This is a genomic window from Acidicapsa dinghuensis (genome assembly GCF_025685685.1).
Lineage (GTDB): Bacteria > Acidobacteriota > Terriglobia > Terriglobales > Acidobacteriaceae > Acidicapsa > Acidicapsa dinghuensis.
In genome coordinates this window covers 48,874-75,519 of sequence record NZ_JAGSYH010000003.1, presented here as the reverse complement: position 1 = coordinate 75,519, position 26,646 = coordinate 48,874, and the positions used below count along the sequence as shown (strand labels likewise).

The window sequence follows — 26,646 nt, the reverse complement described above, 5'->3', positions numbered from 1 at the left end:
TAGGACCGCGGATTGATGCAGTGTGTCGCTCAACCAGAATCTCCATCCTTCGCCGGAGTATGCCTTCGAGGCCGGAGCCTCATATACTATCTTGCATGCTCTCGGCAGTACGTCATGGTGTAGTTTTTGGAGCAGTATTTTGCTCCTTGTCCGGGTTTTTCCTGTTTGCGCAAAGCGGTACGGCCTCTGCCGGGGTAGCGCAACCGGCCTCAGCTTCCGGTACGGCTGCGGATTCACCGCATCCGACACAGTATGACAGTCATCGGCGTCCCATTACGGCAGGAGGATTCGTGTCCTCAGGACCCGTGGTCTTTGAAGATATTTCAGATAAGGCTGGCATAACGCACTGGGTCCATAAAATGGGCAACCCCGACAAGCAGTTCATCATTGAGTCGAACGGCTCTGGAGTGGGGCTGATCGACTACGACAACGATGGCTGGCTCGATATTTATTTTGTGAACGGATCGACCTTTCAGGCGATGGATGGCAAGGAGCCTGCGCCGCATGCGGCACTCTTCCACAACAACCACGATGGCACGTTTACCGATGTAGCAGCAAAGGCTGGAGTGACCAACGATCGCTGGGGATTTGGCGTGGCGATCGCAGACTATGACAACGATGGCTGGCCCGATATTTTTGTGGCCAACTGGGGCAAGAACCGGCTGTATCACAACAACCATGACGGCACGTTTACCGATATGGCGGAAAAAGCCGGCGTGACGCTGGGCAACTGGTCGTCAGGAGCGACGTGGGGTGATTATGACGGCGATGGAAAGCTCGATCTCTTCGTTGCCGGATATGTGCATTTCGACCGCAATCATCTGCCCGTGGTCGGCCAGGAAGGCGTTTCGTTCGCGTTTTGCTCATTCCGCGGCGTTGCGGTGAATTGCGGACCGCATGGGTTGAAGGGTGAGCCGGATCATCTCTTCCATAACAATGGGGACGGCACGTTCACCGATGTGAGCGTGAAGGCGGGCGTGGCGGATGCACCCGGCTATTACGGGCTGACCTCGATCTTTGTGGACATCAATAACGACGGCAAGCCGGACGTGGTAGTGGGTAACGACTCGACGCCCAACTATCTCTACATCAACAAGGGCGACGGCACGTTTGAGGATGTGAGTTATGCTTCGGGCTATGCACTCAATGAGGCAGGGCGCGAAACGGCGACGATGGGCATAGCTGTCGGCGATTACGAAAACAACGGCCAGCTCGATCTCTACAACACGACATTTTCGGATGACTATAAGCCCCTGTATCGGAACGACGGCGATGCCAGCTTTACAGATGTGAGCTACCAGATGGGCATCGCTGAGATTTCGGTGCCGTTTCTGGGGTGGGGCGATGCATTCATCGATTACGACAACGATGGATGGAAGGATATTTTGTCTGTAAATGGACATGTTTATCCGCAGGTAGATCAGCATCCGTGGGGAACATCGTGGGCTGAGCGGCCGATGCTGTTCCACAACATGCAGGGCAAGAAGTTCGAAAACGTTCCGGCTGTGGAGGGCACAGGGTTGGCGCTGGTCATTCCGGCGCGCGGCATGGCGGTCGGAGATCTCTTCAACGATGGGAAGCTGGATGTGGTGATCAATGTCGAGGATCAGCATCCGGTGATCCTGAAGAATGTAAGCCCGGATCATCATCACTGGCTGGAACTGAAACTCGAGGGCGGATCGAAGAGCCCTCGTGATGCCGTCGGCGCAACAGTGTACGTGACAGCGAACAATATGCGGCAGCGCCAGGATGTGATGAGTGGCGGCAGCTATATCTCTTCGAACGATCAACGTCCGCATTTCGGGCTGGGTGATGCGACGAGCGTGGATTCCATCGAAGTGCACTGGCCGAGCGGGAAGGTCGAGAAGTTCAGCGCGCCGGGAGTAGATCGGATTATCACTCTCAAGGAAGGCTCAGGACAGGAAATGACCAAGACCCAACTGGCGGCTGGAATGCGCTGAACCCAGACATCTCTACAAGGAAAACGCCGGCGGCACTCCTGTCTCTGGCGTCTTTGTTACGTGGCAATGCATGGCGATCAGAAGACCGCCCAGAGCTGTAAAGCGCTCGCCTCCTTTAAGAAGGATTCCTCAATGAGGAAATTTCTGCTTTTCTCGGGTACTTTTCACCGCAAGTCAAGAATTCTTTGTTAATTGTGAAAAGGAAGCTTTGCGTACAGAACGCTTGCGGCATGGCGTGCCTTTTCTGAGGCTTGCCGCCGGGCGTGTCAAACGGCAAGCTCTAATCTTCCGTACCATAGGCGCAAATGGCATTTGATCAGCAAGATATCTCGACAGAGGTATTAATCAAGGATGAAGGATTCAGCCGCGAAGCTATAGTGGCTGGCTCCGAAGCTGCCGGCGCAGAGAGCTCAGCGTTAACAAGATGGCACATCATTACTGTCGCGCTGCTGGTGTTGGGTTACTCGGGCTACTATTTTTGCCGTTCTGATCTTTCTGTCGTGCTGCCGCTCTTGATTAGCGATCTCGGGCAGCATGGCATTCCCGCCGATGTGGCGCAGGTGAGGCTCGGTTTTATTGCTTCGCTTGGGGTGCTGGCTTACGCAATTGGCAAATTCGTTTGCGGATCGCTCGCCGATATCTTTGGCGGACGCAACAGCTTTCTTGCCGGTATGGCCGGAGCGATTCTGTTTACGGTGATGTTTGCGCTGGGCGGAGGATTCCCTATCTTCACTCTCGCCTGGATGGGCAATCGCCTGGTGCAGTCGTCTGGATGGGTGGGACTTGTGAAAGTCTCATCGCGGTGGTTTTCGTATTCGGTATACGGAACAGTCATGGCCGTGTTGAGTCTGAGCTACCTCTTTGGTGATGCGGCCTCGCGAGAGATCATGTCTGAACTGTTGAAACATGGCATGGGATGGCGCGGCATCTTTTTTACTGGCGCGGCACTTCTTGCGGTGCTGTTGGTGGCGAATCTGCTGCTGTTGCGCGAGACGCCGCAAGAGCGTGGATTACCAGCACCGCGAACGAATCCGCTAAATGTCTATGCGGGTAAAGATGAGCATCCGCAAACTATCGCGAAGCCGGGATTGATGGAGATTCTCAAACCCCTGCTGGCAAGCCGCTTTTTCTGGCTGGTCTGTCTGCTGTCTCTCGGCACCACCTTGCTGCGCGAGACATTCAATCTCTGGACGCCGACATACTTTGTCGATTTCGTGGGGCTTTCCAATGCTGATGCCGCGAGCCGCAGCGCGTTATTTCCGCTATTTGGCGGGGTATCGGTATTGCTGGCTGGTTTCCTGAGCGATCGCCTCGGGTTGAATGGCAGAAGCCTGGTGTTATTTGGGGGTCTCGCTTCCGGGGCTGGATGCTTGTTTCTGCTGGGGCGCGTGCAACAACACGGCAGTCCGTGGATTCCGGTTGCACTGGTCGCGCTTGTGGGATTTCTTCTGTTGGGGCCTTACTCGTATCTCGCCGGCGCCATGTCCATGGATTTTGGTGGCGAAAAGGGAAGTGCGACCGCAGCAGGGATCATCGATGGCGTCGGTTACCTGGCTGGCGTCATGTCAGGCGATACGATGGCGCGCGTTACCGTGCAGTACGGCTGGCGTAACGCGTTTCTTGGTTTGGCTGCGGTATGCTTGCTCACGGCGGCTGTGGCTCTCGTGCTTGCCATCAGTCAGAGACGAGCGGCAAAGCTACGCGCGCAGACAGCCGTATAGACGGAGAGAAAATGGAGATTGCAGCGATTCAATTGAAGACCCCCGAAGACGTGCTGGAGTTGATGAACAGCCGCGGCGGCGAATCCTATTTCGGCGAGGATGTAACAGTGTTGGAGCACTGCCTGCAGGCAGCGCACTTTGCAGTAGAGACGAAAAGCTCGCCGGAGTTGGTGGCAGCCGCGCTGCTGCACGATGTCGGGCATCTGCTGCATAACGAAGCGGAAGACATTGCCGGCGAGGGCATCGATACGCGCCATGAAGAACTGGCGGTTCATTTGCTCGCCGAGCATCTGCCTGCGGCGGTGATGGATCCGATCCACATGCATGTAGCAGCCAAGCGTTATCTCTGTTTTGCCGAGCCTGCTTATTGCGCATCGCTCTCGTCTTCCTCGGAGCTGAGCCTGCAGTTGCAGGGCGGTCCAATGTCGGAAGAAGAAGCTGGATCATTCATGGCGCTCCCCTTTGCGCAGGACGCGGTCAAGCTGCGGCGATGGGATGATGAAGCCAAGATCCCGGAGCTCAAAGTTCCGCAGGCTGAGACATATCTACCGCTTCTTAAGACGCTTTGGCGGTAATGTCAGGCAGTTCATGCCTAATTACGATATATTCAAGAAAATGAAACAGGGGTGCTCCGCCGATCGCGGCGGGGCTGAGAGAGTCCCTTTGGACCCGAACCGGATAATACCGGCGTGGGAAGTTTCCAAGACCTGAGCGTCATAGCTCGGTCTAGCGAGCGCCTCTTGTTTCGATGGCTTTGATTTGAGCCAGAAACGAGAGAGTTATGTTCGACCTTGCAGTACCGCGATTTTTCCGTCTTAAACAACGCAATAGATCATGCAGGATTATCATTCTGGCGCTTTGCTGCGTCTACGCGATCCATGGCTATGCGCAACAGTCTGCATCAACTCAAGCATCTGCACAGGATGAGCAGCAGAGCGCGCAAACGGTGAAGCCCGTTACTACCACTGTGGTGGTTACAGGGCAGGCTCCTGATGACTATCTGCCGCAGGAGAACTCGGTTGGAAGCCTAGATAACCTGCCACTAGCAGAGACGCCAATTACGGTTACGGTGATGACGCGCGATCTGCTGAATGACCAGGTATCGCGGTTGCTTTCCGATGTGGTGAAGAACGATGCTTCGGTCGGCGAGGATTACGCACCGGTTGGCTACTACGGCGACTATCAGATCCGTGGATTCACAATCGATCTGGCGACCGGATTTCAAATCAACGGCATGCCTGTGGCGGGCGAGCAGGATGTGCCGCTTGAGAACAAGCAAAGCGTGGAGATACTGAAAGGCATCGCTGGAATCGAGAGTGGCGTAACAACAGCAGGTGGTTTATTCAACTATGTGACGAAACGGCCGGCAGTTGTGAAGACGGTGGAGTTGGCGACGGATCATCGCGGAACAGCTTTTGCAGACCTTGATCTTGGTGCGTTGTTTGGCGCGCAGAAGCAGTTCGGCGTTAGAACCAACATGGCCGGCGAGGATATTCATACCTACGTTGAGAGCGCCAATGGCTGGCGTGGTCTGGGGACTCTTTCGACGGACTGGAAGATATCGCCCGTCGCAATGCTGAAAACGGACTTTGAGTATCAGCACAAACGCGAGCGGTCCGTAGCCGGGTATCAGTTGCTGGGCGGGGATGAGGTTCCTTCACTGAGCAGCGTATTTCCTTCGGTGATGTTAGGCAATCAGATCTGGTCGAAGCCGAACATCTTCGACGCGATCAATACTGATGCGCGGCTCGATTTGGACGTCACACCGATATGGCATGTCTACGAGCAGGCTAATTACAGTCACTCACTCATAGATGACGATGTCATCTATCCGTACGGGTGCTATTACGAGGCGGCGTGCGATCCAACGCAGGGTGGTACTGCGCCACCGTATTTCTTCGCGCCCGATGGCACATACGATATCTACGATTATCGCGATCCTGGTGAGCGGCGTTACGACTCGACCGGCGAAGTGATTGCCGCAGGCCGCATCAGGACTGGTGCGATTGAGCACAATCTCGTCTTCGGCGGATCGATCTTTCACCGCGGCGTGTATCTGCCCGGTGCGCCGGGACCGGATGCGCCGGATACGGTGCAGGATGGCGCGGTGTACACCTACATCGGCAGCGAGAATATCTATCAATCGAATGTAATTTATCCCATCGAGAGCCCGGTGCAGCAGGCTGGTCCGTTGTCTATTGCAGATTTCAATCATCAATCCGCGGGCATCGTGCAGGATCGCATCGAATTGCCGGAGCGCGTACGCCTGACCGCGGGTGGCCGGTATGCGTCTGTGAGCGATTTCAACTATGCGAGTGCAAGAGGAATATGGTTGCCGCAGTATTCCGTGACGTGGTCTTCGGTCAATAACTTGATGCTGTACGGAAGTTATAGTGTGCTGTTATCGCTCGGACCGCAGGCTCCTTTCTGGGCAATCAACGGAAGCGCCTATCTTGCGCCATTCTTCACGCGGCAGTCGGAAATCGGTGCGAAATTCGAGCCAGGACAGAAGATTTTGTTGAGTGCAGATGTTTTTCGTATGCGCGCGCCATTCTTCTATCCCAAGGTCATTTCTCAGCCGGACGCGTTTTGTACTGATGTGACGGAAGTTGGCCAGTGTTTTGAGGCGGACGGGCATGAAACGCATGACGGCGCGGAAATTACTGCACAAGGCAAGGCTGCCAGTTGGGCTCGGCTATCGTTTTCCGCGGCTGGTATCAGCGCCGTTTCTGATGATTCCGGAACTATTGCCTTTAATGGCAAGCAGGTCATCAATGCTCCAAAGTTCAAGACCACGCTCTTCGCAGACCTTGCGTGGCTTTCAGCGCATGCCCCGCAGTGGAAAGGGTTTTCGTTTGCTGATTTTCACCTGATGCCCGGTTGGAGTTATACCGATCGCAAATTTGCCACGCGAGATGATGCGGTATCGGTGGGCGGCTACAACCTCTTCAACATTGGCGCCAGTTATCATCCTGGCGGAGAGCAAGGCCGTGTCGCGGTTCATCTTTATGCAGATAATGTGCTCGACAAACGGTATTGGAAAGATACCGGCGCTAGCTATGGAGATACCTTTATTCATCTTGGTGCGCCGACGACGGTAAGGCTGTCGATGCAATACAAGTTCTAAACATTGCGTCGACAATAACTCGAAAAAACGGAAAGATTACGGTTTCATCCGCTATAGTTAAATCTCGATTTCAATCCAGATTTGGAGGCGGATGTTCCATGCAAAGGCGTACCTGGGTCTATGTGCTGGCTGGACTGCTGATGAGCGCAAGTGTGCTCCAGGCGCAGTCGGCAGACGATAAGAAGACTGATGAGAAGCACGCTGAAGCTGCGAAAGCGGACGCACAGCCGGATTCGACGACCGAAGGTACGGTGACGGTTGGCGGGCAGGCGATTGCTTATACGGCGGTTGCTGGAACTATAACGGTGGGTGCAACGCCAGCGCAGGATTCGGAGCTGGATCTGAAAGGCCACTGGTTGCCCGAGGCTGGCGTAAAGCCCGGCGATGAGCCGCCGACAGCGCGATTCTTCTACGTAGCGTACTTCAAGAAAGGCGCTTCGAATCAATCGCGGCCTATCACGTTCTGCTACAACGGCGGTCCGGGTTCATCGACCATGTGGCTGCACATGGGTTCGTTCGGACCCAAACGCGTAGTCACGCAGGATACGGTGCACGAGGCTGCGGCTCCTTACAAGATCGAAAATAACGACTACAGTCTGCTCGACGTAAGCGATCTGGTCTTCATCGATGCGCCGGCAACGGGCTTCAGCCGTGTTTATGGTAAGGATGCAGGCAAGGACTTCTTCGGCATAGACCAGGACGCTCGCGCTTTTGAGCGCTTCATCCGTCGCTTCATGACGCAGTATGATCGCTGGAACTCGCCCAAATACATCTTCGGCGAGAGCTACGGAACTCCGCGCAGCGCCGTGCTGAGCAGGGATCTGCAAGGCATAGATTTGAATGGCGTCATCCTGCTGTCGGCAATTCTCAGCTTTGACAACAGCGTCGATGGGCCGAAAGAAAATCCTGGCGTGGACCAGGCTTATGCACTTGCACTGCCGACGTATGCTGCGACAGCGTGGTATCACAAGAAGCTGCCGTCGCAGCCGCCAGCCCTGGAGCCGTTTCTTAAGGAAGTGGAAGACTACGCGCTGGGTGATTACATGAGCGCATTGCTGCAGGGCTCTGAATTACCAGAGGCGCGTAAACAGGCCGTTGCGGAGAAACTGCACTCGTATACAGGACTACCGGTCGACTACCTGATGAAGAGCAATCTTCGTGTGGAAGGTGGAGCATTCTCAAAGACGCTCAAGGACGCCGAGGGTATTTCGGTCGGGCGGCTGGACACTCGTTATCAGGGGCCGGATTTCGATCCGCTGAGTGAGCAGACCGAATACGATCCTCAAAGCTCGGCTGTTTCGGCTGCATATACGACAGCTATCAATGAGTATCTGAGGAACGATCTGAAATATGGACAGAACTGGACTTACCGGCCGAATGCTTACGGCGCTGAAGGCTTTCATTGGCAGATGCGTTATTCCGAAGGTGGACAGAATGTGATGCCGGATCTGGCGCTGAAGATGAAGGAGGACCCAAAGATGAAGGTGTTCCTTGCAGGTGGCTACTACGATCTCGCCACGCCGTTCTTTGAAGGCATGTACGAGATGCATCATCTGCCGATCCCACAGAATCTTCAGTCCAACATCAGCTACCACTACTACGAGGCAGGTCACATGATCTATGTGAACAGCGATGTGCTCAAGCACTTCCACGATGATGTCGCTGCGTTTATTAAGAACACTGAGTCAGCAAAATAAAACGATGAGGTAAGCCCGTCTACACAGGAAAGGCGCCGCATCCTAGCCAGATGCGGCGCCTGAGTTTTATGAGAGCTTTGCTGAGAGTAAGTCATCAACGAAAGCCAAATCATATTGCTGCTTAAGCTGTGACAGTTGCTGTTCCTTGCTGCACCACATTGATAAGCTGCTGACCGGAGATTAAGCGCGTAACTTGCTCTGCGGCAATACGCATGGCGCGTGCGCTGAACTGTGGCGTGGAGCCGGCCACATGCGGAGTAATCAGCAGATTGGGGCATTTCCACAAAGGGTGGTCAGACGGCAGCGGCTCAGGATCGGTAACGTCGATAGCTGCGCGGATGCGCCATGAGTTGAGCGCCTCAACCAGCGCATCGGTCTGAACAATAGGGCCACGTGCAGCGTTGACCAGGAGCGCTCCTTGTTGCATCAGGCCGATTTGCGCTGCCCCAATGAGACCGTGCGACTCAGGCGTGTGCGGCAGGATCAGGATGACAATCTCTGCTTCAGGCAGCAGGCGATCCAGTTCGCTGACAGAGTGAACCTTAGGATTGGTACGAGCGCTGCGGGCTACGCGGGTCAGCTCGACATCATAGGGAGCAAGGTAGCGCTCAATCGTCTTGCCAATATCTCCGTATCCTACGATGAGCACGCGCTTGCCATTTAACTCCTCCTGCAGAATGGGCGGATACTGTGCACGATGGTCGTTGTGAATTGCACTGTAATCCTGACTTGCCCGCGAGCGCCCCCTCCAGTCCGACGCATTTTGAAGGTCGCGATACAGCGGAAAATATTTCAGCATCGCGAGTATTGCGCCAACTGTCCACTCGGCAGTGGAAACATTGTGCGCTCCCTGCGCGTTGCACACGGTTACAGACGGACCTGCTACTTCGGTGATCCACTCAGTACCGGCGGTCAGTGCCAGCACTGTCTTCACTCCTCGAAGATGAGGCCAGACCTTGCGGCCCCATCCGGCTACCGGTGGAGCAATCCAGACATCAAGCGCAATTTCATGGGCAGGAGTCGCTGGAACTGGAACTAATTCGATTCCGCTCGGGAACTGCTGAAGCAGTTCCACACCGATAGCGTCAGGGTATCCAACTTTAAGCATGGCGTATGAGAAGAGTCCTCATAGCCATGCTACTAAAACAGTGCCGACCAGGGATTCTTGTCCGGGCAGATGATCTGGCTCAGTATTTGTCGTGAAAGATCTTCTGATTGACGTCTGGCCAGAACTCCTTAACCACATTGGAGAGCCCATCGATGGCGATCTGCGTGATCCAGTGCTGGCCGGTCTTGGTCCAGCTCAGCTCAGAGCTTGGATAGTAAGTTTCCGAGATGCCGGCCGCAATGCCATTGCCGACAACCTCGGAAAAATTCGGAGTCGGGTTGCCGTTGTTGTCACGGGTGATTACAAGGCGCGAAACAGAATAGTAGGTTCTCTTGAAAAAACCACCATGTCCCAGCGTGTAATAGCGCGGGTCTTCGCGTGAAACAGTAGGAATGATTGCCTCTACCCACAGATCGCCATCAAGGTTGTCGGCGAAGCTGTGCCAGTAATAACGGCCGTATCCAGCCATTCCCTGGTGGAATTCCGGTTCGGAATTCTCGATCTGCCCCAGGCCCGCGAGAATGCCAACCTCGACAAACGCTGAGTAGTCGAAGCTGTCGAGTAACGCGATTTTAAATTTCTCTTTGGTCGTGGTAGGCGGCAGTTTCTCGTCCGCTGTAACGGAACGGAAGTTGGGAATGATGAAGAGAATCCGCTTGGTCTGCTTCGGGGCGGGACCATCCTGTGGCGATTGATTGCTTTGCGGCGAAGACGATGCCTGCACATCAAGAGCATCAGGCAAAGAGGTTGTGCTGGATGCTGATGCGCTGTCGCTGTCTAATGCGTCCAGATTTGAGGCGGAAGAGAATTTGTCATTTGCCGCTGCCGTTAGTGCCGCGACAGAGCTATTAAGAGTTGCTGGAGGGGCAGAAGTTCCGGCATTTTCAAGGCCGTGGCATATCGAAGCAGGCAGGGCCAGGGCAAGGGGGAGAACAAGTAGAGAAGGGAATTGCATTAAAAATAGCGCTCCAAAATTAAGTTCTAGCAGCAAATCCAGCAGGTATTGGACTCAGCAAATCGGCAAAAGGTGCTGCAAATCTGCGGCTCTGACCTTCTCTGATGATTCCACGCTGTACTATGTCGCACTTATCTTTAGACGATAATTCGCACAAGAGAAACGTCGACCGCCAGCTTTTTAAATCAACTCCAACAGAGATAATAAGACTTGGCCGTTAAGTCATTTCGCATGAGCCGAGGCATACAGGAGAGCTGGTCGCAGGACACGGCAGCTTTGCAAAAGCGGCTGGCAAATCCACAGCGCTTTGTGTGGTTGAGCTACGAAAAGCAGACCATGCTGCTGAACGCAGGCAAAACCGCTCTGGCGGCCGGTCTTTGCTATTGGCTGGCAACGCTGGTTCATCTGCAGGACGGCTACTGGGGCTCGATCAGCGCAATCATCGTACTGCAGTCCAATGTCGGCTCAACAGTCACTGCATCACGGGACCGCATGATCGGAACGCTGATTGGCGCGCTGGTTGGAGGAGCCATTTCTCTGCTCGGAGCCGGCCTGTGGCTCTATCTGCTGGCGGTCATCCTATCGATGGTGACCTGCAGCCTCCTGGGGCTCAAAAACAGCTCCCGTCTGGCTGGCGTTACGGTCACGATCCTCATGCTGGTGCATCGCACCGGAGGCAACTGGACTCTGCCGGCACATCGCGTCCTGGAAGTGCTCTTGGGGATCGTAGTCGCGCTCGTCGTTTCCACTGTCGTTTTTCCCAGCCGTGCCCAGCATCGACTGCGCGATGGATTGGCGCAGGAATATCTGCAGATGGCGCCACTGTTTGAAGAGATCTTGCGTGAGTTTCGCGGGCAGGCGGTGGAGAACATCGACGCCGCATGGAAAGCTGTCGATTCGGGAATCGAAGCCGATAGCCAGTTGTTGGATGCAGCGCGCAACGAGCCTTCTTTGGGAGCGGCATCGCTCGAAGGCTTGTCGATGTTGCATCACTTTCAAATTGAGATTGCTGATCTGCTAAAAGCGCTGCACATTGCGGTGCGCGCCAGAGAGTCGCTTGAATCTGCGGAGTCGCACAAATATGCTGCGCAGCTGGATCCGGAACTGGGCAATCTGGTAGTTGATATTGGCCGCGGATTTCGATCTCTCGCCACTTGTGTGCATCGCTGGCGATTTCAAGAGACGCCGGAAGGGATCTCGCTGGAGGATGACGTAACAGCCTTGGAGCAGAAAATGGCGCAGGTCCGCCCCGACAACTTCCAGTTCCCACAGGCCGAAATTTTGCGGGCCTATGCAGTGCAATTGCACCTAAAGCAACTAGCGCGTCTGCTGCGAACTTCACGGCTCGAGACGAACCATGCGGTCGGTGGCCGTTAAGCGTCAGACTTCGATAGTCGGCGATCGCATATTAGTGTAAGAAAGCTTTGAGAGCTTCGACACAGGCTTCAATTTCAGGTATGGAAATAGCGTAGCCAAAGCGGAGATGACCTTCGCCTTGCGCTCCGAAGACAGATCCGGGAATCGTGGAGATGTGCGCCTTTTCCAGAAGAATCTCTGCGGCGGTTCTGCTGTTCTTATGGATCTTTTCAGCGTTAGGAAAAGCGTAAAAAGCGCCTGCTGGCGGTTCGCATTCCAGGCCAACCGCATTAAGCCCGGCCACGAGCAGATCGCGGCGTTTGCGATATTCTTCGAGGCGGGCTGCGGTTTCTGACTCAGGTGTTTGCAGTGCGTGAAGCATGGCATGTTGAATGAAGGTAGGCACGCCATTCGTGGAGTAAAGGACAATCTTGCGCAGAGCCGTCATGAACGGTTCCTGTGCGACAGCATATCCTCCGCGCCAGCCCGTCATGCCGTATGTTTTGGAAAAGGTGTAACAGGTGATGGTGCGCTCAGCCATGCCCGGCAGCGATGCAATCGAGAAGTGGCTGCCATCGTAGACAAGATCTTCATACGCTTCATCGGCGACCACGATGAGATCGCGCTCCCGCGCGAAGGCTGCCACTTCCTCTGCTTCCGCACGAGTGAATACCACGCCGCTAGGATTCTGCGGGGTGTTGTAGTAGATACATCGCGTCTTTGGTGTTGAAAACTGGGTCAACGTCGCGGTGATGCCGTTGCGCCGTGCTGTGGAAGTAGGTACGAGCAGTGGCCGCGCTTCCGCTCCTCGTACAAGATCGGCGATAGGTGTCCAATAGGGCGAGAAGACCAGCGCGTCGTCTCCTGGGTCGAGGACAACTTGAAAAGCTCCATAGAGGGCCTGCGAGCCACCAACGGTTGCGATGATGTGGTCAACCGTTGCAGGGATATTGTTTTTGGTTCTGATCTTTTCCGCAAGTGCCTCGCGCAATGCTGGAATGCCGGAAGACGGCGCATAGTGCGTCTCGTTTGCAACAAGCGCCTGAATAGCGGCGTATTTAATGGCCTCTGGAGTCTCGAAATAAGGCTCTCCACCGTGGAGTGAATGAACCTTGTTGCCGGCAGCTCGAAGAGCCATGACCTTGTTGCGGATCTGGACGATATCGGAGAAGCCGACTTCATCGAGGCGCTTGGCGAGACGGATGGCTTTCGTAGTCATTAAGGCTCCCGGACATGAAAAAGCTAATTCATCGACAGAATAGCCGATAGAACCGATGAGCTGGCTGCTGTTTTCAGAAGATAAGAAGCGGGCCGATCCGTTTCTCGGCCCGTTCATCGTCGAGGAACAGAGCTAAATCGCTTGATCTTCAAATTCCTCGGAGACATTGTCTTTCAGACTTGCTTCTTCTCCGTCGAAAGTGTCAATGAGCAGACCCATGGCTTGCTTTTCGAAGAGCCGCCGATAAGCTCCATCGGCATGCTGCACGAGTTCATCATGCGTGCCTTGTTCCACAATCTGCCCATCGTCGAAGACAAGAATCCGGTCGAGCATGCGCACGGTCGAGAGCCTGTGCGCGATGACGATCGAGGTGCGTCCTGCCATCAGCCGCTCCATCGCCTCCTGAATCAGCGCTTCCGATTCTGAGTCGAGACTGGAAGTCGCTTCGTCAAGGATCAGGATCGGCGTGTTAGCTAGAAACGCGCGAGCGAGCGCGACACGCTGGCGTTCACCACCGGATAACTTGACGCCGCGTTCACCTACGAGAGTTTGGTAGTCCTTTGGCTGGCGGATGATGAATTCATGCGCGTTGGCGAGGCGAGCAGCTTTCTCAATCTCGCGCAGAGAAGCATCGGGACGCGCATACGCGATGTTTTCAGCAAGAGAGCGATGAAACAGAATTGGTTCCTGCGGCACAAGCGCAAGCTGCGACCGCAACGATTGCTGCGCAACGCGGGAAACATCCTGTCCATCGATGAGGATGTAGCCTCCGTTGATGTCGTATAGCCGGTGCAGCAGCTTCACAAACGTGCTCTTGCCTGAGCCGGAATGGCCGACCAGTCCAACGCGTTCGCCGGCCTGAATGAGCAGAGAGAAGTTGCGAAAGAGCGGCTCCACATGCGCGTCGTAGCAAAACGTGACGCGGTTGAAGACGATCTCTCCGCGAGAGACACGAATCGGATAGGCATTCGCATGGTCGGCGATGCCGAGCGGCTGATCGTGAAAATCGACCATCTCTTCCATCTCGTTCACCGAGCGCTGCAGGTTTGCAACATGCTGTCCAACATCGCGCAGATATCCGTGAATGATGAAATAGCTGGTTAATACGAACGTAACATCGCCCGCCGTTGCATGGCCGCACCACCACAGCCATGCTGCATAGCTCACGATCAAGATCCGTAGTGCGAGCAGTACGATAAGCTGCAGCGTACCGCTATTGGTCACAGACATCCACGTGCGGTGCGTGCGGCGATTCCATTTGTCGAGAACACGTGAGAGGCGGAAATCTTCACGATCCTCTGCCCCAAATGCTTTCACGACCGTGTTGCATGTGATCGCATCCGCCATTGCGCCGCCCAGTCGCGTGTCTTGCGCATTGGAAAGACGCGCGGCTGGTGAGATGTATCCCAGTGACAGGGAGATCGAGAGCGAGACATAACAGATCGCTCCCACGGCGACCAGCAAACCCATGCTCGGCCAGCGCAAGGCAAGGATGATGGAAGAGCCACATAACACAAGCAGCGCCGGCAGCAGAGCCAGCAGAAGCGTATCGTCCATCAGGTCGACGGCCCACATGCCGCGAGTGACGCGGCGAACGATCGAGCCGCCGAAATGGTTCGCATGCCAATCGGTGGAGAAGCGTTGTACGCGCCAGAAGGCGTCGCTCGCCATGCGCGACATCAGCCTTAGTGTCAGACGTACGATGCCGAGGAATGCGCAATGACGCGCCGCAAGCAGAATGAGCCCCAGCCCAGCCATGATGGCAATGCAGCGCACGGCAACGGCAAGCGCAGCGGCGCGGCCGCTGGCATGCGACGCAATTGCATCAACCAGCCTGCCGGAATAGATCGGCATCAACAGGTCGGCGCTTGTAGCAAGAATCATGAATGTGGCGATGAGCAGCACAACAGAACCTTCCTGCTTCCAGTGGCGAAAGAGGAAAGAAAGCACCCGCTGCATTGCGCTTTTACGATGCCTGGAGTCTTGTTTGGATGGTTGACTCATAATGATCCCATCGGTGAATCCGGCAAAGGATTCGGTAAGGCCGAGAAACAGAACTTCGGCTGGGAAGTTGCGTTGGCATAGGCTTCAACGCGTGCAGAAAAATACAGAACGCGAAACCTTAGCGGGTACCCGTTAGCTGCCTTGGTTTTGTTGTGGAGGGGCTTAGGAACTGAGTGTTGGTTCTAACGTCGCATCGTTCCGGAAGGGTCCACGGGCCACGGCGCTTTGGGGGCGCGGGACGAATCAAATGTCTTCATGGGACCTTCCTTTCGGCGAAGGGATCGCCTGAGTAAGTGGTTCAAGAGTAGCACAGGTTTAGTTCGGAGTGTGAAGGGAAGTGGGATCGAGTCGTAACTAATCTGCAAGAGAGCTGACATTGCGTGGAATTACCTTGCTCTGCTGCATACTGATTGTGCGGCAGCTTCTTTGGAAGTTGCCATGCCGCGAGATGCACGCGAAAGTGCGATCAAAATATAGCGCAAATACGGCTCAAATCCCGTCATAAGTGTGTTTGATTTCTGGCGTAACTATAGATTTATCAATGGCTTGAGAGGGTTTTTCGTGTGCCCCCCTCCCCATTGGCACAATTTGCGTGCCATTCCGCGCAATTCGTGTCTGGTTGCGGGCCATGCACGGCTGTCGTGACCGGCGTTGGGATTACGCCGGCAGCAGATTGGTATACACAGCCATGCCCGCAACGGCATCGATGTTATGGCCGCCGAGCACGTCGATCTCCTCTTGTGACCGGATGCCACCGGCCACGATGAGTTCGCGCTGTGTGAGAGCACGAAGGCGAATGGCAATGTCGATTGGAAAGCCTTGCATCAGGCCTTCGCCATCGATGTGGGTATAAAGGAAAGCTGCTGCGTATGGATCAAGCTGCGGTATGGCTTCATCGGGAGTGAGCGCGACCTGGGCCTTCCATCCCTTGATAGCGATGCGGCCATTGCGCGAGTCGATGCCGGCGACGATGTGGCCGGTGCCGATAGTGTCGGCGAGTTCGCTCGCAAAGTTGGTGTTGACGCGCCCGATGCCGCTCTCCTCGGTAAACAGGGATGAGCCGATGATTACGCGCTGAGCACCAGCGTTGAGAACTTGCTTTGCACGCTCAACGTTGCGGATGCCGCCGCCAACCTGACATGGGAGCCGTTTGGCAATTTGCGTAACAAGCTCGGAGTTGTCGCCAGAACCCATCGCGGCATCGAGGTCGATAAGTTGTACAAGCGGATATTTGGAAAAGCGGTCGATCCAGTATTCGAAGTCGTCGAAAGCAAGCTTGAGTTTTTCACCTTGCACCAGTTGAACGATTTTGCCGCCAAGCAGGTCGATAGAGGGAATCAGCATGGAAGCCTCATGGAAATGCCTTGTTGTGCAAGCTCCTGCTTGAGCGCGCGCGAAGTGGAAACGCCGAAGTGGAAGATGCTCGCGGCCAGAGCCGCATCAGCTTTACCTCGGTCAAAGACATCGGCAAAGTGAGCAACTGTGCCCGCTCCACCGGAAGCGATCACTGGAATGCGCACAGCTTCGCTGACAGCAGCGGTAAGCTCACAGTCAAAGCCGGCACGGGTGCCGTCCGAGTCCATCGAGGTGAGCAATATCTCGCCTGCGCCGCGAGACTCGGCCTCGTGTGCCCACTCAATCACAGAGCGGCCCGAATCGCGGCGGCCACCGTGGGTAAATACATGAGCATCGCGCACCGGATCTCCTGAGTCGGTATTGCGGCGCGCATCGATAGCGACGATAACTGCCTGTGCGCCGAAGTCAGCGCCGATCTGGCCGATCAGCTCGGGGTTAGCAAGTGCGGCAGAGTTGATGCTGACCTTGTCCGCTCCGGCATCGAAGACAGCGGCTGCATCGTCTGCAGTACGGATGCCACCGCCAACAGTAAAGGGCACGAAAAGTTCGCTGGCTGTGCGGCGGACTGTTTCAAGCAACGTGCCGCGGCCTTCATGGGTAGCAGTGATATCCAGCAACACGATCTCGTCCGCGCCTTCCAGCGCATGGCGATGCGCAAGCGCAGCGGGATCGCCGGCGTCGATGAGATCAACGAATTGAACGCCTTTGACGACGCGACCGGAGCGCACATCGAGACAGGCTATGATGCGTCGGGTCAGCATTTGTCCCTCACCAAGTTACGCGCGACGAGGTCCTTTAGTTCTGCACGTTGAGATTGGTTCAAGACCGAAGTTGGGAAAAACAGAAACCGCCTCTTGTCTAAATATAGAAGGGTAATTTTCTCGTTCTGCGCGAATCCAGCCACATCCTCCCACGAGAATACGCCTTCTTCTGTCCCGACAATAGCAGAGGTAACGCCTTGGTCGTTTATGTCTGTCCAATTCGCTCGATTTCCGGCGGGAATCCGTTTGTCAAAGACACGCCGCATATAACTTGCGTGTTGAATGGGTGCTGCTATGCATACAACAGCGACCCAAAAGAGCGCGCTTAGCCACGGGAAAATACGCATGTATTGTAAGTGGAATCCCAAATGCATTATCAGCAGACCTATGAATGTACCGACCGTTGTTGGCAGCCAAAACAGGCATAGGTGTGCGATCCTCGCAGAAAGAGATCGTCTCGAATGCAAGGCGAGGGCTGCTTTGTAGTCTTCAAGACTGACCGTGTACTTGAATGTCACTGCACAAGCTCCAAAAAATTGCGGAGGATTTTTAGGCCGGTTTCGCCGGATTTCTCGGGATGGAATTGAACGCCGAATATGTTGCCGCGTTCGATTGCCGATGCGAATGGCTCGATGTAATGAGTGCTTGCTGCGGTATCGGCTGTGATCGGCGCGTGATACGAGTGGGTGAAGTAGACGTGCTCGCCGGAGGCGACGTCGGAAAAGAGACGCGAGGAAGATGAAACGTCAATGGAATTCCAGCCGACGTGGGGAACCTTGTCTGCTGCGTTGGGGAAGCGCGTGCATTGCTCGGTGAAGGCCGCGAGGCCAGGTTGCTCGAGTGCCTCCGTGCTGCCTGAGTAGAGCCATTGCATGCCAACGCAGATGCCAAGGAACGGAACGTGGCGGCCGATGGCTTCTCGGATCGCGCCAGTGAGGCCGGTATCGTCGAGGCGTCGCGTCGCGGCAAAGTGGCCAACGCCGGGAAGGATGATGCGTTCGGCATGCGCCAACGGCTCGGGGCGGTCGGTGACCGTGACATCCGCGCCGAGATGGCGCAGCGCCTTTACGACAGAAGTTAGATTACCGGCTTTGTAGTCGATGACTGTGACGCGCATCAGAGCAGGCCTTTGGTGCTGGGAAGCGTCTCAGCCAGTTGTTGATCGCGCGATACCGCAACGCGCAACGCGCGGGCGAAGGCTTTGAAGATCGCTTCGATCTTGTGATGATTGCTGCGGCCATACATTGTCTTGACGTGGACGTTGGCATGCGCACCGCGAGCGAAGCCCTCGAAGAAATCGGTGACGAGCTCGGATTGCAGATCGCCCACGAGACGCGTGCGAACCTTGGTGTCAACGGCGTAGGCGGTGCGTCCGCTTAGGTCGATAGCTGCAATGGCGAGGGTTTCGTCCATGGGCATGAGGAAGTAGCCGGCGCGGTTGATGCCCTTCTTATCGCCGACGGCTCGGGCGAAGGCTTCCCCGAGGGCGATGCCGACGTCTTCGACGGTGTGATGCTGATCGACGTCGAGATCGCCTTTGCATGTGAGTGTCAGATCGAAGGCGCCGTGGCGTGTGAAAAGCTCAAGCATGTGATCGAAGAAGCGAATGCCGGTAGAGACTTTGTATTGTCCCGTGCCTTCAAGCGTCAGATGCAGATCGATTTTGGTTTCGGTAGTGTGGCGAATGATTTCTGCGGTACGCATTGCGGTCATCGAACTACTCCGGCAAGTTTGTATGTTCTGACAAAGGTTTGAATGGTTGTGATAGCGGAATGCATCTGCTCGGGAGTGCCGATAGTGATACGAACTAGGCCATCGCAGCCAGGATCTGCTGAGCGGTCGCGTACCAGGATTGCCTTATCACGCATGGCCGAGACGAATTCGCGATGCAGCGTGCCGATGTTCACGAGGACGAAGTTGGCTTCAGTCGGCCAATATTGCAGGCCCATCGTGTCCAGTGCAGCCAGGAACTCAGTGCGGGCCTGTTTGATCTGCCGGACATACCAATCGATGTAAGCAGAGTCTTGAAGTGCTGCAGTGAGAGCCGTGAGCGCGACGGAGTTGACGCTATAAGGAGACAATACGCGGCGAGTCCAGCGCAGGAGATGCACAGGTCCCGCAAGTAAGCCGAGACGCAACGCCGCGAGTCCGTAGGCTTTGGAAAATGTGCGGGCAACGATGAGATTTGGCAGCTTGCCGATGAGATCGATGACGGTTTCACCGTAGAAGTGGAAGTAGGCTTCATCGACTAACAGGATTGCGTGCGGCGCTGCTTCGGCGAGTGTAATCAGTTGCTCGCGCGTAGCAATGCTGCCGGTAGGGCTGTTAGGATTGGCGATAGCGATGAGCTTGGTTCGCGGAGTGATAGCGGCTTTGAGAGCTTCAAACGGGAACGCTAGGGTTGAGTCAGCCTGGACTGTACATAGCGTTGCATCGGTGGCCGAGGCGTAGATGGCGTACATGGTGTACGTGGGCACGGGAAGCAGCAGTTCATCGCCGGTATCAAGGAACGCCTGGCAAAGAACGTGGATTGCTTCATCGACGCCGTTGGTAAGGATGACTTGTTCCGGTGCGAGATCCAGTTGCTGTGCGGCCAAAGCTTCAACCGGTTCGCGCTCTGGATAGCGTGTGAGCTCAGCGGCAGTCATGTTGCGAATGGCGCGTTCGACGGCTGGTGAGCAGGCGACGGTATTCTCGTTGAAATCGAGGCGGAGAGTATCACGATTGCCGAGCGGCGGATGATATTCGGGCATCGACAAGACACGCGCGCGTGGTTGCGGTGTGCTGGCAACTTTCATCATTTCGCCTCCTTCGCGGAGGAGTTTGTGCGAATACGGATTGCCTCTGCATGACCGGTGAGCCCCTCGGCCTCTGCAAGTCGAATGGCTTGTGTACCAAGCTTTTCGATGGCCTTGGGGCTGTATTGCTGAACCGTGATGAGCTTTACGTAATCCACTACGCTCAGGCCGCCGCGTACCGTGGCCATGCCTCCGGTGGGCAGCGTGTGGTTGGGACCGGAGATATAGTCGCCGAGGGGTTGAGCGGAAAGGTTGCCGATGAAAACGCTGCCGGCATTCTGCACCCAATTGAGATCGTCTTCGGTATCGATGGTGAGATGTTCAGGAGCCAGGCGATTGGTGATGATTCGCGCCTCTTCAATAGTGGATGCAAGGAAGATGTAGCCGTTCTTCTTTAGCGCCTGTATCGCTGTCGCGTTAGTACGACTTTGTTCCTTAACTTCGTCCATTACTTCGTTTGCCAGCGTTTCATTCGTAGTGACGAAGATGGCGAGTGCTGCTGGATCATGTTCTGCCTGCGCGACGAGATCAGATGCGATGAACGCAGCATTGCCGCGATCACTTGTAAGGACGATCTCAGTCGGGCCGGCAAGCATGTCGATGGCGCAGGGGCGTTGCGGATCGGAAGACACTTCGCGCTTGGCTGCGGTGACATAGAGGCTGCCGGGACCAACGATCTTGCTAACGCGAGGAATGCTGCTGGTTCCATAAGCGAGCGCCGCAATAGCGTGTGCTCCGCCGATGCGATAGAACTCGGTGATGCCTAGAAGATGGGCAGTCGCGAGTGTTTCAAGCGCCGGACGTGGGGAGCAGACGACAATGCGCGGGACGCCGGCGACCTGCGCGGGAATCGCGGTCATGAGCATAGTCGATGGGAGAGGATGACGGCCGCCTGGAACATAGCAACCAACGGAGTCGAGAGGGCGCACGAGCTGACCTGTGCTGAGGCCGCGCGCAGGAGAGAAGTTCCATGTCCGGGGTAGTTGCCGCCGGGCGAAGGAGCGGATGTTAGCTGCGGCGGTTTTGAGAGATTGCTTAAGAGCAGGATCAAGCTGTGCCCAGGCTGCAGACATCTCTTCTGTCGAAACGCGAAGAACGGTTGCTTCTTTGGCATTGCTTGCCAACCCGTCGAACTTCTTCCCGTATTCGAGCAGCGCTGTATCGCCCTTCTCGCGGACGCGACGCAGGATTTTGCGGACGGTTGGGAGAACCTCTTCCAGCGAGGAGCCGCCACGTTGCTCGAGAGCGCGGAGAACGGTCTCGGTTTGTTTGGAGCTACGGCCTTGAGTTCGGTAGAGTCGCATGGCTCTTGGAGCTAGCGTGGCTAGCGAGGTTTGTGTTCAATCTGTGGCCCAACCTTTCCACTTGCTGATGGAAAGGTTGGAAGTCGGGCAATAGTTCTGACTACAACACCACTTTGTTGAGGGGATACTCAACGATGCCGGTAGCGCCTGCCGCTTTCAGCTTGGGTATGACGTCGCGAACACAGGATTCTTCGAGGATAGTGTTGACTGCGACCCACGCTGGATTACTTAGTTCGGAGATCGTAGGTGAGTTGAGAGCGGGCAGTACTTCGATGATCGTCTGCAGATGTTGGCGCTGTACGTTGAGCATGAGACCGACTTGGCCTTGAGCATCAATGGCGGCACGGAGCATCAATGCAATGGATTCGATCTTCTGACGCTTCCATGGATCGGCGGCTGCGGATTGGCTGGCGATGAGGTGAGTTTCGCTCTCCATTACCGTGTCGATGATGGTGAGGCGATTGGCCTTCAGGCTGCTTCCGGTTTCTGTGACTTCGACGATGGCGTCGGCGAGCATTGGAGGCTTCACTTCCGTCGCTCCCCAGCTGAATTCAACCTTGACGTTAACGCCTTTTTTCTCGAAGTAGTTCTTTGTTACGCCGACCAACTCGGTGGCGATAGTTTTGCCTTCCAGGTCTTCGGCTTTTTCGTAGCCGCTGCCTTCGGGAACAGCCAGAACCCAACGAACCTTGCGGCGGCTCTGCTTGGCGTAGACCAGGGAAGTGATGCTGGTGACGTTGAGGCCGCTCTCGACGACCCAATCGATGCCGGTAAGTCCGGCGTCAAGCACGCCGTGCTCGACGTAGCGCGCCATCTCCTGGGCGCGAATGAGCATGCACTCAATCTCTTTGTCATCGATGGAAGGAAAATAACTGCGGCCGTCAGCGTAGATGTTCCAGCCTGCGCGCTTGAAGAGAGCGATAGTGGCATCCTGCAGACTGCCCTTGGGGATGCCGAGGCGGATTTTATTAGACATTGGCAGCCTCCGCTGTAGCGGTGGTCTGCAGGGGAATCTGCTTGGTGAAGCAGGAGACAGTGCCCTCGTGGCAAACGAGGCCGTCACCCTCGACGACCACACGAAAGACGAGTGTGTCGTTATCGCAGTCAGTGAAGGCGGAGACGATGCGCAGGCGATTGCCGCTGGTTTCGCCCTTCATCCATAGCTTCTGGCGTGTGCGCGACCAGAAGGTTACAAAGCCGGATTCGAGAGATTTGGCGTAGCTCGTCGGATTGAGGAAGCCGAGCATCAGAATCTGGCCGGTGGCGTCATCTTGTACGACGCCGGGAACCAGGCCGTCCATTTTGTCGAAGTCGATGGTTGGTGCGTTCACTGCGGTAGTCATGGGTCCTCATGGTGGTTGAGGTTGTGTTTGCGCCGGTGCTGGACAAAGCGAAAAGCCCGCCAGCGTTGATCGCCGGCGGGCTTCTGAATCTTGTCTGCTTTGATCTGGCCTCTAGTTCAGGCCGTAGCAGTCCGCCGGCATGGTCGTCCCATGATGATGGTGGTGACGATGATGGCGGTGCGTCTGCATCTCAAGGACAACGTTAAGCAGGATGGCTCGATTTGTCAACGTTTCCGATCCAGATTATTTGTCTAAGCGGCCGTGATCGCGCAAAATTGCGCTATGACGATTCATGGTTGGCTGCGGTGTCTGGTAATTTCGGCGGGGATCATATTGGTAATTGCGACTCCTGGCGTATCCGAATCTTTTGGCAGCTCAACGGCGGCTGTCGACGTGAATCGAGCGACCGTTGCGGAGCTGATGACAGTGCCAGGGATGACAGAGGTATGGGCGAAGCGAATTGTGCGTTTTCGCCCGTATCGTCGAAAGACGGATTTGGTGGATCGCGGTGTTGTATCGGCAGAAGAATACGGGAAGATTCGTGATTATCTGATTGCGCATCGCGTTACTGACGAAAAAGATAAACAGGCGAGCGTGCAATAGAGACAGCGAGAATGCATGCAAAGAAAAAGCCCATCCTTTCCTGTCAATCAGTGAAAGGATGGGCTCTTCAGTGCGAACGAGCTAGATCGTTGCGCTCGCTTCGGCGGGAGATGGTTCGTCGCAGCCCTCAGGTCGTTTGCGAGGTTTGATGCGTACGAGTAAGCTGCTCAAGATCACGTAGAGGACCGGGATGAAGATAAGGTTGAGCACGGTTGAAAACAACATACCGCCGACAATGGTGGTGCCGACAGAGTGACGTCCGAGCGCTCCGGCACCTGTTGCGAAGTAGAGGGGAAGAACGCCGAGGATGAACGCGAACGAGGTCATGAGGATGGGTCTCAGACGAAGTTCGGCGGCCTCAATGGCTGAGTCGACAATGGATCGGCCTTTACGCCGGAGCTGTTCGGCAAATTCGACGATGAGGATCGAGTTTTTGGCGGATAGTCCGATGAGCATGACGAGTCCGATTTGGCAATAGACGTCGTCTGAGAGACCGCGTAGTGCGACCGCTCCAAGGGCGCCGAGCACCGCCATGGGCACGGCGAGCAGAATGATGAAGGGCAGAGCAAAGCTTTCATATTGTGCTGAGAGCGTGAGGTAAACGACGAGTAGGCCAAGGGCAAAGATAATGATGGCTTTGCCACTGGATTCAATTTCTTCCTGCGTGAGGCCGGTCCAGCTAAACATCATGCCGGGCATCATGACCTTGTTCGCGAGCTTCTCCATAGAAGCAATGCCTTCGCTGGAGCTTTTGCCCGGTGCGGCTGAGCCGTCGATTTCAACAGAGCGGAAGAGGTTATAGTGCGAGATGACCTGCGGGCCGGATGTCTCTTTTGCTATCACGACGCTGTCGAGCGGAATCATCTGGTTGGTGGTGTCGGAGCGAACGTAGAAGGAGTGCAGATCGCGCGCGTTCATGCGGAATGGCTCATCGGCCTGGACATAAACGCGGTAGGTGCGGTTGTTGTAGTCGAAGTCGTTGACGTATTCAGAACCCATGAATACGTTGAGCGCAGTGGAGATCTGCGTGAAGGAGACGCCCATGGCTTTGGCTTTTTCGCGATCGATATTGACGATAAGCTGCGGATCGCTGGCCGAAAAACTCGTGAAGAGGCCTGTAAGACCGAGGCTCGGATCTTGCCGGCTGACGCCGACCATGGTGTGGGCAACGCGATCGAGATCGGCCAACGTATTCTGACCGCGATCCTGGAGCATGAATTGGAAGCCGCCATACGAACCGAGACCTTGAACTGCAGGTGGTTCAAACATGGCAACAGTGCCACCGGGGACCATGAAGAGTTTCGGGCCGAGTTTAGCGACAATCTCAGAGGAGGAGTGGCCTTTGCCGCGGCGTTGATCCGAAGGTGTAAGAGCGGCGAAGATGATGCCTTGATTCGGTGATGCGCCGTTGAGACTGAAGCCGGTGACAGCGAAGGCGCCCTCAATGTCTTCAGGATCTTGAGCGAGGATCTTCTGGGCACGGTCGGCGATAGATGTCGTATCGGAGAGTGAAGCTCCCGGAGGCGCCTGTACGACGATCATGAGGTAGCCCTGGTCTTCCTGAGGAATGAAACCGGTAGGCACATGAATGTAAATCCAGCCTGTGGCTGCAAGACCGGCGAAGAAGACAATCAGCAAGACATAACGCAGTTTGAGCGTGACGTGAATGATGCGTGCATAGGTGCGAGACATCCAAAGGATGAAATCATCGATGCCGTGAGCAAGGGCAGAGTAGCCTTTCGCAAGTGGCCGAATACGAGTGAAGTCAAGCTGGTGATACTTGGCTTCTTCTCCGCGCAGGAACAGCGCCGAGAGAGCAGGTGACAACGTGAGGGCGTTGAAGGCTGAGATCGCGATCGCAAATGCGATCGTTAGTGAGAACTGACGGTATAAGATACCGGTCGTTCCGGGAAAGAACGATACAGGAACGAAAACGGCAATGAGCACCAGTGAAGTTGCAATGACCGCACTAGTAACTTCTCCCATGGCCTCAGAGGTGGCTTTGTGCGGGTCGCAGTGCTCGAGCGCTATGTGGCGCTGAACATTTTCGATAACAACGATTGCGTCATCAACGACAAGACCAGTTGCCAGCGTAATTCCGAAAAGAGTAAGGGAGTTGATGGAGAAGCCGAAGATCTTGATGAACGCAAATGTGCCGATAAGAGAGACAGGGATGGTAACGGCGGGGATGATGGTGGCGCGCCAATCGAGCAGGAAAAGGAAGATGACGACGATGACGATCGCGATGGCCTCACCGAGCGTGATAATCACCTCGTGAATGGAGTCACCGACGATGGTGGTCGAGTCAAAAGCTACGGCGTATTTGAGGCCAGGCGGGAAGGTCTTTGAGAGTTCCTGCAGCATGGCCTTGGCGTTGCGATCGACATCGAGTGCATTCGCGTTGGAGAGCTGCTGCACGCCGAGACCAACGGCGGTGTAACCCTGAAATTTGAGATCGCTGCTGTAGTCCTCCGCGCCGACGTCAGAGTGCCCCACGTCCTTGAGTTGCACCAGACCGTTGGGCGAATTCTTGACGATGATGTCATCGAACTGTTTCGGGTCGCTGAGGCGCCCTACAACGCGAACCGCAACCTGGTAAGACTGGTGAGGGTCGGACGGTGGCTGGCCGAGCTGACCGGCGGGTACTTCAACGTTCTGTTCGGTGAGCGCATTGACTACATCGGCTGCGGTGAGCGATCGGGCAGCGAGTTTGGCCGGATCGAGCCAGATGCGCATCGCGTACTTACGTTCGCCAAAGATAACTACGTCGCCGACGCCTTTGACACGCTTGACTGCGTCTTTGACGTAAACATCGAGGTAGTTGGAGATAAATTCGTTGGAGTAGCGGTTGTCCGTTGTGTAGAAGCCAGCGCCAAATACGAAGTTGCTGTTGGCCTTGGTAATGGTGATACCTGCGGAATTGACAGCTGCCGGGAGGCGGCCAGTAACGCTCGAAACGCGGTTTTGTACATCAACCGCGGCGATATCGAGATCGTAGCCGGTATCGAAGGTCGCAGTGATTGTGCTCACGCCGTTGTTGGTGCTGGCTGAGCTGATGTAGTGCATGCCTTCGACGCCGTTGATGGCTTCTTCCAGCGGAATGGTGACCGCTTTCTCTACGGTTTCTGCATCTGCGCCAATGTAAGTTGCTGTAACGACGACTTGCGGAGGCGCCAGTGTTGGATAGAGAGAAATTGGCAGCGTAGGAATACAGACAGCGCCGGCCAGAATGATGAGCAGGGCCGAGACCGTTGCGAAGACTGGGCGGTGAATGAAGAAATCAACAAACAAGTTAAGTCATCCTTCCCGAGCGATTCGCCGCCGGCGGGCGGA

General features: G+C 55.5%; 21 protein-coding genes and 1 riboswitch. Of the genes, 7 read left to right on the top strand and 14 right to left on the bottom strand.

The window, feature by feature from the left end:
* The first annotated feature begins 95 nt into the window (after positions 1–95).
* From OHL22_RS08735 to OHL22_RS08715, 5 genes are all read left to right on the top strand, one after another.
* Positions 96–1,961: a CRTAC1 family protein gene (locus OHL22_RS08735; protein ID WP_377819352.1), complete on the top strand. Its 1,866-nt coding sequence runs from the start codon at positions 96–98 to the stop codon at positions 1,959–1,961.
* Positions 1,962–2,266: 305 nt separating this feature from the next.
* Positions 2,267–3,682, top strand: coding sequence for an MFS transporter (locus OHL22_RS08730; RefSeq protein ID WP_263335629.1), 1,416 nt, complete (start codon positions 2,267–2,269; stop codon positions 3,680–3,682).
* Between the two features lie 11 nt (positions 3,683–3,693).
* Complete coding sequence (locus OHL22_RS08725; RefSeq protein WP_263335625.1) at positions 3,694–4,257, top strand: HD domain-containing protein; 564 nt, start codon at positions 3,694–3,696, stop codon at positions 4,255–4,257.
* Between the two features lie 37 nt (positions 4,258–4,294).
* Positions 4,295–4,395: riboswitch (TPP riboswitch) on the top strand.
* Between the two features lie 68 nt (positions 4,396–4,463).
* On the top strand, positions 4,464–6,809 hold the full coding sequence (locus OHL22_RS08720; protein ID WP_263335621.1) for a TonB-dependent siderophore receptor: 2,346 nt from the start codon (positions 4,464–4,466) through the stop codon (positions 6,807–6,809).
* A gap of 98 nt (positions 6,810–6,907) precedes the next feature.
* The gene (locus OHL22_RS08715) at positions 6,908–8,506 is read left to right on the top strand and encodes a S10 family peptidase (protein ID WP_263335617.1); all 1,599 of its coding nucleotides are present in this window, start codon (positions 6,908–6,910) and stop codon (positions 8,504–8,506) included.
* Positions 8,507–8,627: 121 nt separating this feature from the next.
* Here OHL22_RS08715 and OHL22_RS08710 read toward each other — a convergent pair whose 3' ends face one another.
* Entirely contained in the window at positions 8,628–9,614 is a 987-nt protein-coding gene (locus OHL22_RS08710; RefSeq protein ID WP_263335615.1) for a 2-hydroxyacid dehydrogenase, read from the bottom strand.
* Between the two features lie 79 nt (positions 9,615–9,693).
* Complete coding sequence (locus OHL22_RS08705) at positions 9,694–10,569, bottom strand: hypothetical protein (RefSeq protein ID WP_263335613.1); 876 nt, start codon at positions 10,567–10,569, stop codon at positions 9,694–9,696.
* 231 nt (positions 10,570–10,800) lie between these two features.
* Here OHL22_RS08705 and OHL22_RS08700 point away from each other — a divergent pair, with 231 nt between their 5' ends.
* Positions 10,801–11,946, top strand: a complete 1,146-nt coding sequence (locus OHL22_RS08700; protein WP_263335611.1) for an FUSC family protein — start codon at positions 10,801–10,803, stop codon at positions 11,944–11,946.
* A 31-nt stretch (positions 11,947–11,977) separates the two neighbouring features.
* Here the strand turns inward: OHL22_RS08700 and OHL22_RS08695 are convergent, their stop codons facing one another.
* The 11 genes from OHL22_RS08695 to OHL22_RS08650 form a co-directional block, all read right to left on the bottom strand.
* Entirely contained in the window at positions 11,978–13,144 is a 1,167-nt protein-coding gene (locus tag OHL22_RS08695) for a pyridoxal phosphate-dependent aminotransferase (protein ID WP_263335608.1), read from the bottom strand.
* Between the two features lie 132 nt (positions 13,145–13,276).
* Positions 13,277–15,148 carry an ABC transporter ATP-binding protein gene (locus tag OHL22_RS08690; protein WP_263335604.1) on the bottom strand — a complete coding sequence of 624 codons (1,872 nt, stop codon included), beginning with the start codon at positions 15,146–15,148 and terminating at the stop codon, positions 13,277–13,279.
* Between the two features lie 657 nt (positions 15,149–15,805).
* Positions 15,806–16,492: a 1-(5-phosphoribosyl)-5-[(5-phosphoribosylamino)methylideneamino]imidazole-4-carboxamide isomerase gene (locus OHL22_RS08685; RefSeq protein WP_263335601.1), complete on the bottom strand. Its 687-nt coding sequence runs from the start codon at positions 16,490–16,492 to the stop codon at positions 15,806–15,808.
* Entirely contained in the window at positions 16,486–17,265 is a 780-nt protein-coding gene (gene hisF, locus OHL22_RS08680; RefSeq protein ID WP_263335595.1) for an imidazole glycerol phosphate synthase subunit HisF, read from the bottom strand. Before hisF ends, OHL22_RS08685 begins: the two co-directional genes overlap by 7 nt.
* A complete protein-coding gene (locus OHL22_RS25010; protein WP_377819484.1) occupies positions 17,259–17,531 on the bottom strand; it encodes a YcxB family protein in 273 nt (90 codons plus the stop codon). The genes hisF and OHL22_RS25010 overlap by 7 nt, the downstream gene beginning before the upstream one ends.
* Positions 17,532–17,779: 248 nt before the next feature.
* A complete protein-coding gene (gene hisH / locus OHL22_RS08675) occupies positions 17,780–18,382 on the bottom strand; it encodes an imidazole glycerol phosphate synthase subunit HisH (RefSeq protein WP_263335592.1) in 603 nt (200 codons plus the stop codon).
* The gene (gene hisB, locus OHL22_RS08670) at positions 18,382–18,978 is read right to left on the bottom strand and encodes an imidazoleglycerol-phosphate dehydratase HisB (RefSeq protein WP_377819346.1); all 597 of its coding nucleotides are present in this window, start codon (positions 18,976–18,978) and stop codon (positions 18,382–18,384) included. The genes hisH and hisB overlap by 1 nt, the downstream gene beginning before the upstream one ends.
* Entirely contained in the window at positions 18,975–20,066 is a 1,092-nt protein-coding gene (hisC, locus tag OHL22_RS08665; RefSeq protein ID WP_263335589.1) for a histidinol-phosphate transaminase, read from the bottom strand. Before hisC ends, hisB begins: the two co-directional genes overlap by 4 nt.
* Entirely contained in the window at positions 20,063–21,367 is a 1,305-nt protein-coding gene (gene hisD, locus OHL22_RS08660; RefSeq protein WP_263335586.1) for a histidinol dehydrogenase, read from the bottom strand. Before hisD ends, hisC begins: the two co-directional genes overlap by 4 nt.
* 100 nt (positions 21,368–21,467) lie before the next feature.
* Complete coding sequence (gene hisG, locus OHL22_RS08655) at positions 21,468–22,343, bottom strand: ATP phosphoribosyltransferase (protein ID WP_263335584.1); 876 nt, start codon at positions 22,341–22,343, stop codon at positions 21,468–21,470.
* Positions 22,336–22,710 (bottom strand): phosphoribosyl-AMP cyclohydrolase, encoded by a 375-nt coding sequence (locus tag OHL22_RS08650; protein ID WP_263335581.1) that lies wholly within the window; start codon positions 22,708–22,710, stop codon positions 22,336–22,338. The genes hisG and OHL22_RS08650 overlap by 8 nt, the downstream gene beginning before the upstream one ends.
* Before the next feature lie 261 nt (positions 22,711–22,971).
* On the opposite strand from OHL22_RS08650, the gene OHL22_RS08645 reads away from it, so the two are divergent.
* Positions 22,972–23,313: a ComEA family DNA-binding protein gene (locus OHL22_RS08645; protein ID WP_263335577.1), complete on the top strand. Its 342-nt coding sequence runs from the start codon at positions 22,972–22,974 to the stop codon at positions 23,311–23,313.
* Positions 23,314–23,394: 81 nt separating this feature from the next.
* Here the strand turns inward: OHL22_RS08645 and OHL22_RS08640 are convergent, their stop codons facing one another.
* The gene (locus OHL22_RS08640; RefSeq protein WP_263335573.1) at positions 23,395–26,604 is read right to left on the bottom strand and encodes an efflux RND transporter permease subunit; all 3,210 of its coding nucleotides are present in this window, start codon (positions 26,602–26,604) and stop codon (positions 23,395–23,397) included.
* Positions 26,605–26,646: the final 42 nt, after the last annotated feature.

Bases quoted from the DNA above. Each gene is read 5' to 3' on its own strand.
- hisH (WP_263335592.1), bottom strand. From the start codon at position 18,382: ATGCGCGTCACAGTCATCGACTACAAAGCCGGTAATCTAACTTCTGTC.
- OHL22_RS08705 (WP_263335613.1), bottom strand. From the start codon at position 10,569: ATGCAATTCCCTTCTCTACTTGTTCTCCCCCTTGCCCTGGCCCTGCCT.
- hisB (WP_377819346.1), bottom strand. From the start codon at position 18,978: ATGACCGCAATGCGTACCGCAGAAATCATTCGCCACACTACCGAAACC.
- OHL22_RS08730 (WP_263335629.1), top strand. From the start codon at position 2,267: ATGGCATTTGATCAGCAAGATATCTCGACAGAGGTATTAATCAAGGAT.
- OHL22_RS08685 (WP_263335601.1), bottom strand. From the start codon at position 16,492: ATGCTGATTCCCTCTATCGACCTGCTTGGCGGCAAAATCGTTCAACTG.
- hisC (WP_263335589.1), bottom strand. From the start codon at position 20,066: ATGATGAAAGTTGCCAGCACACCGCAACCACGCGCGCGTGTCTTGTCG.
- OHL22_RS08710 (WP_263335615.1), bottom strand. From the start codon at position 9,614: ATGCTTAAAGTTGGATACCCTGACGCTATCGGTGTGGAACTGCTTCAG.
- OHL22_RS08700 (WP_263335611.1), top strand. From the start codon at position 10,801: ATGAGCCGAGGCATACAGGAGAGCTGGTCGCAGGACACGGCAGCTTTG.
- OHL22_RS08720 (WP_263335621.1), top strand. From the start codon at position 4,464: ATGTTCGACCTTGCAGTACCGCGATTTTTCCGTCTTAAACAACGCAAT.
- hisD (WP_263335586.1), bottom strand. From the start codon at position 21,367: ATGCGACTCTACCGAACTCAAGGCCGTAGCTCCAAACAAACCGAGACC.
- OHL22_RS08695 (WP_263335608.1), bottom strand. From the start codon at position 13,144: ATGACTACGAAAGCCATCCGTCTCGCCAAGCGCCTCGATGAAGTCGGC.
- OHL22_RS08690 (WP_263335604.1), bottom strand. From the start codon at position 15,148: ATGAGTCAACCATCCAAACAAGACTCCAGGCATCGTAAAAGCGCAATG.
- OHL22_RS08735 (WP_377819352.1), top strand. From the start codon at position 96: ATGCTCTCGGCAGTACGTCATGGTGTAGTTTTTGGAGCAGTATTTTGC.
- hisF (WP_263335595.1), bottom strand. From the start codon at position 17,265: ATGCTGACCCGACGCATCATAGCCTGTCTCGATGTGCGCTCCGGTCGC.
- OHL22_RS08650 (WP_263335581.1), bottom strand. From the start codon at position 22,710: ATGACTACCGCAGTGAACGCACCAACCATCGACTTCGACAAAATGGAC.
- OHL22_RS08715 (WP_263335617.1), top strand. From the start codon at position 6,908: ATGCAAAGGCGTACCTGGGTCTATGTGCTGGCTGGACTGCTGATGAGC.
- OHL22_RS08725 (WP_263335625.1), top strand. From the start codon at position 3,694: ATGGAGATTGCAGCGATTCAATTGAAGACCCCCGAAGACGTGCTGGAG.
- OHL22_RS25010 (WP_377819484.1), bottom strand. From the start codon at position 17,531: ATGCGGCGTGTCTTTGACAAACGGATTCCCGCCGGAAATCGAGCGAAT.
- hisG (WP_263335584.1), bottom strand. From the start codon at position 22,343: ATGTCTAATAAAATCCGCCTCGGCATCCCCAAGGGCAGTCTGCAGGAT.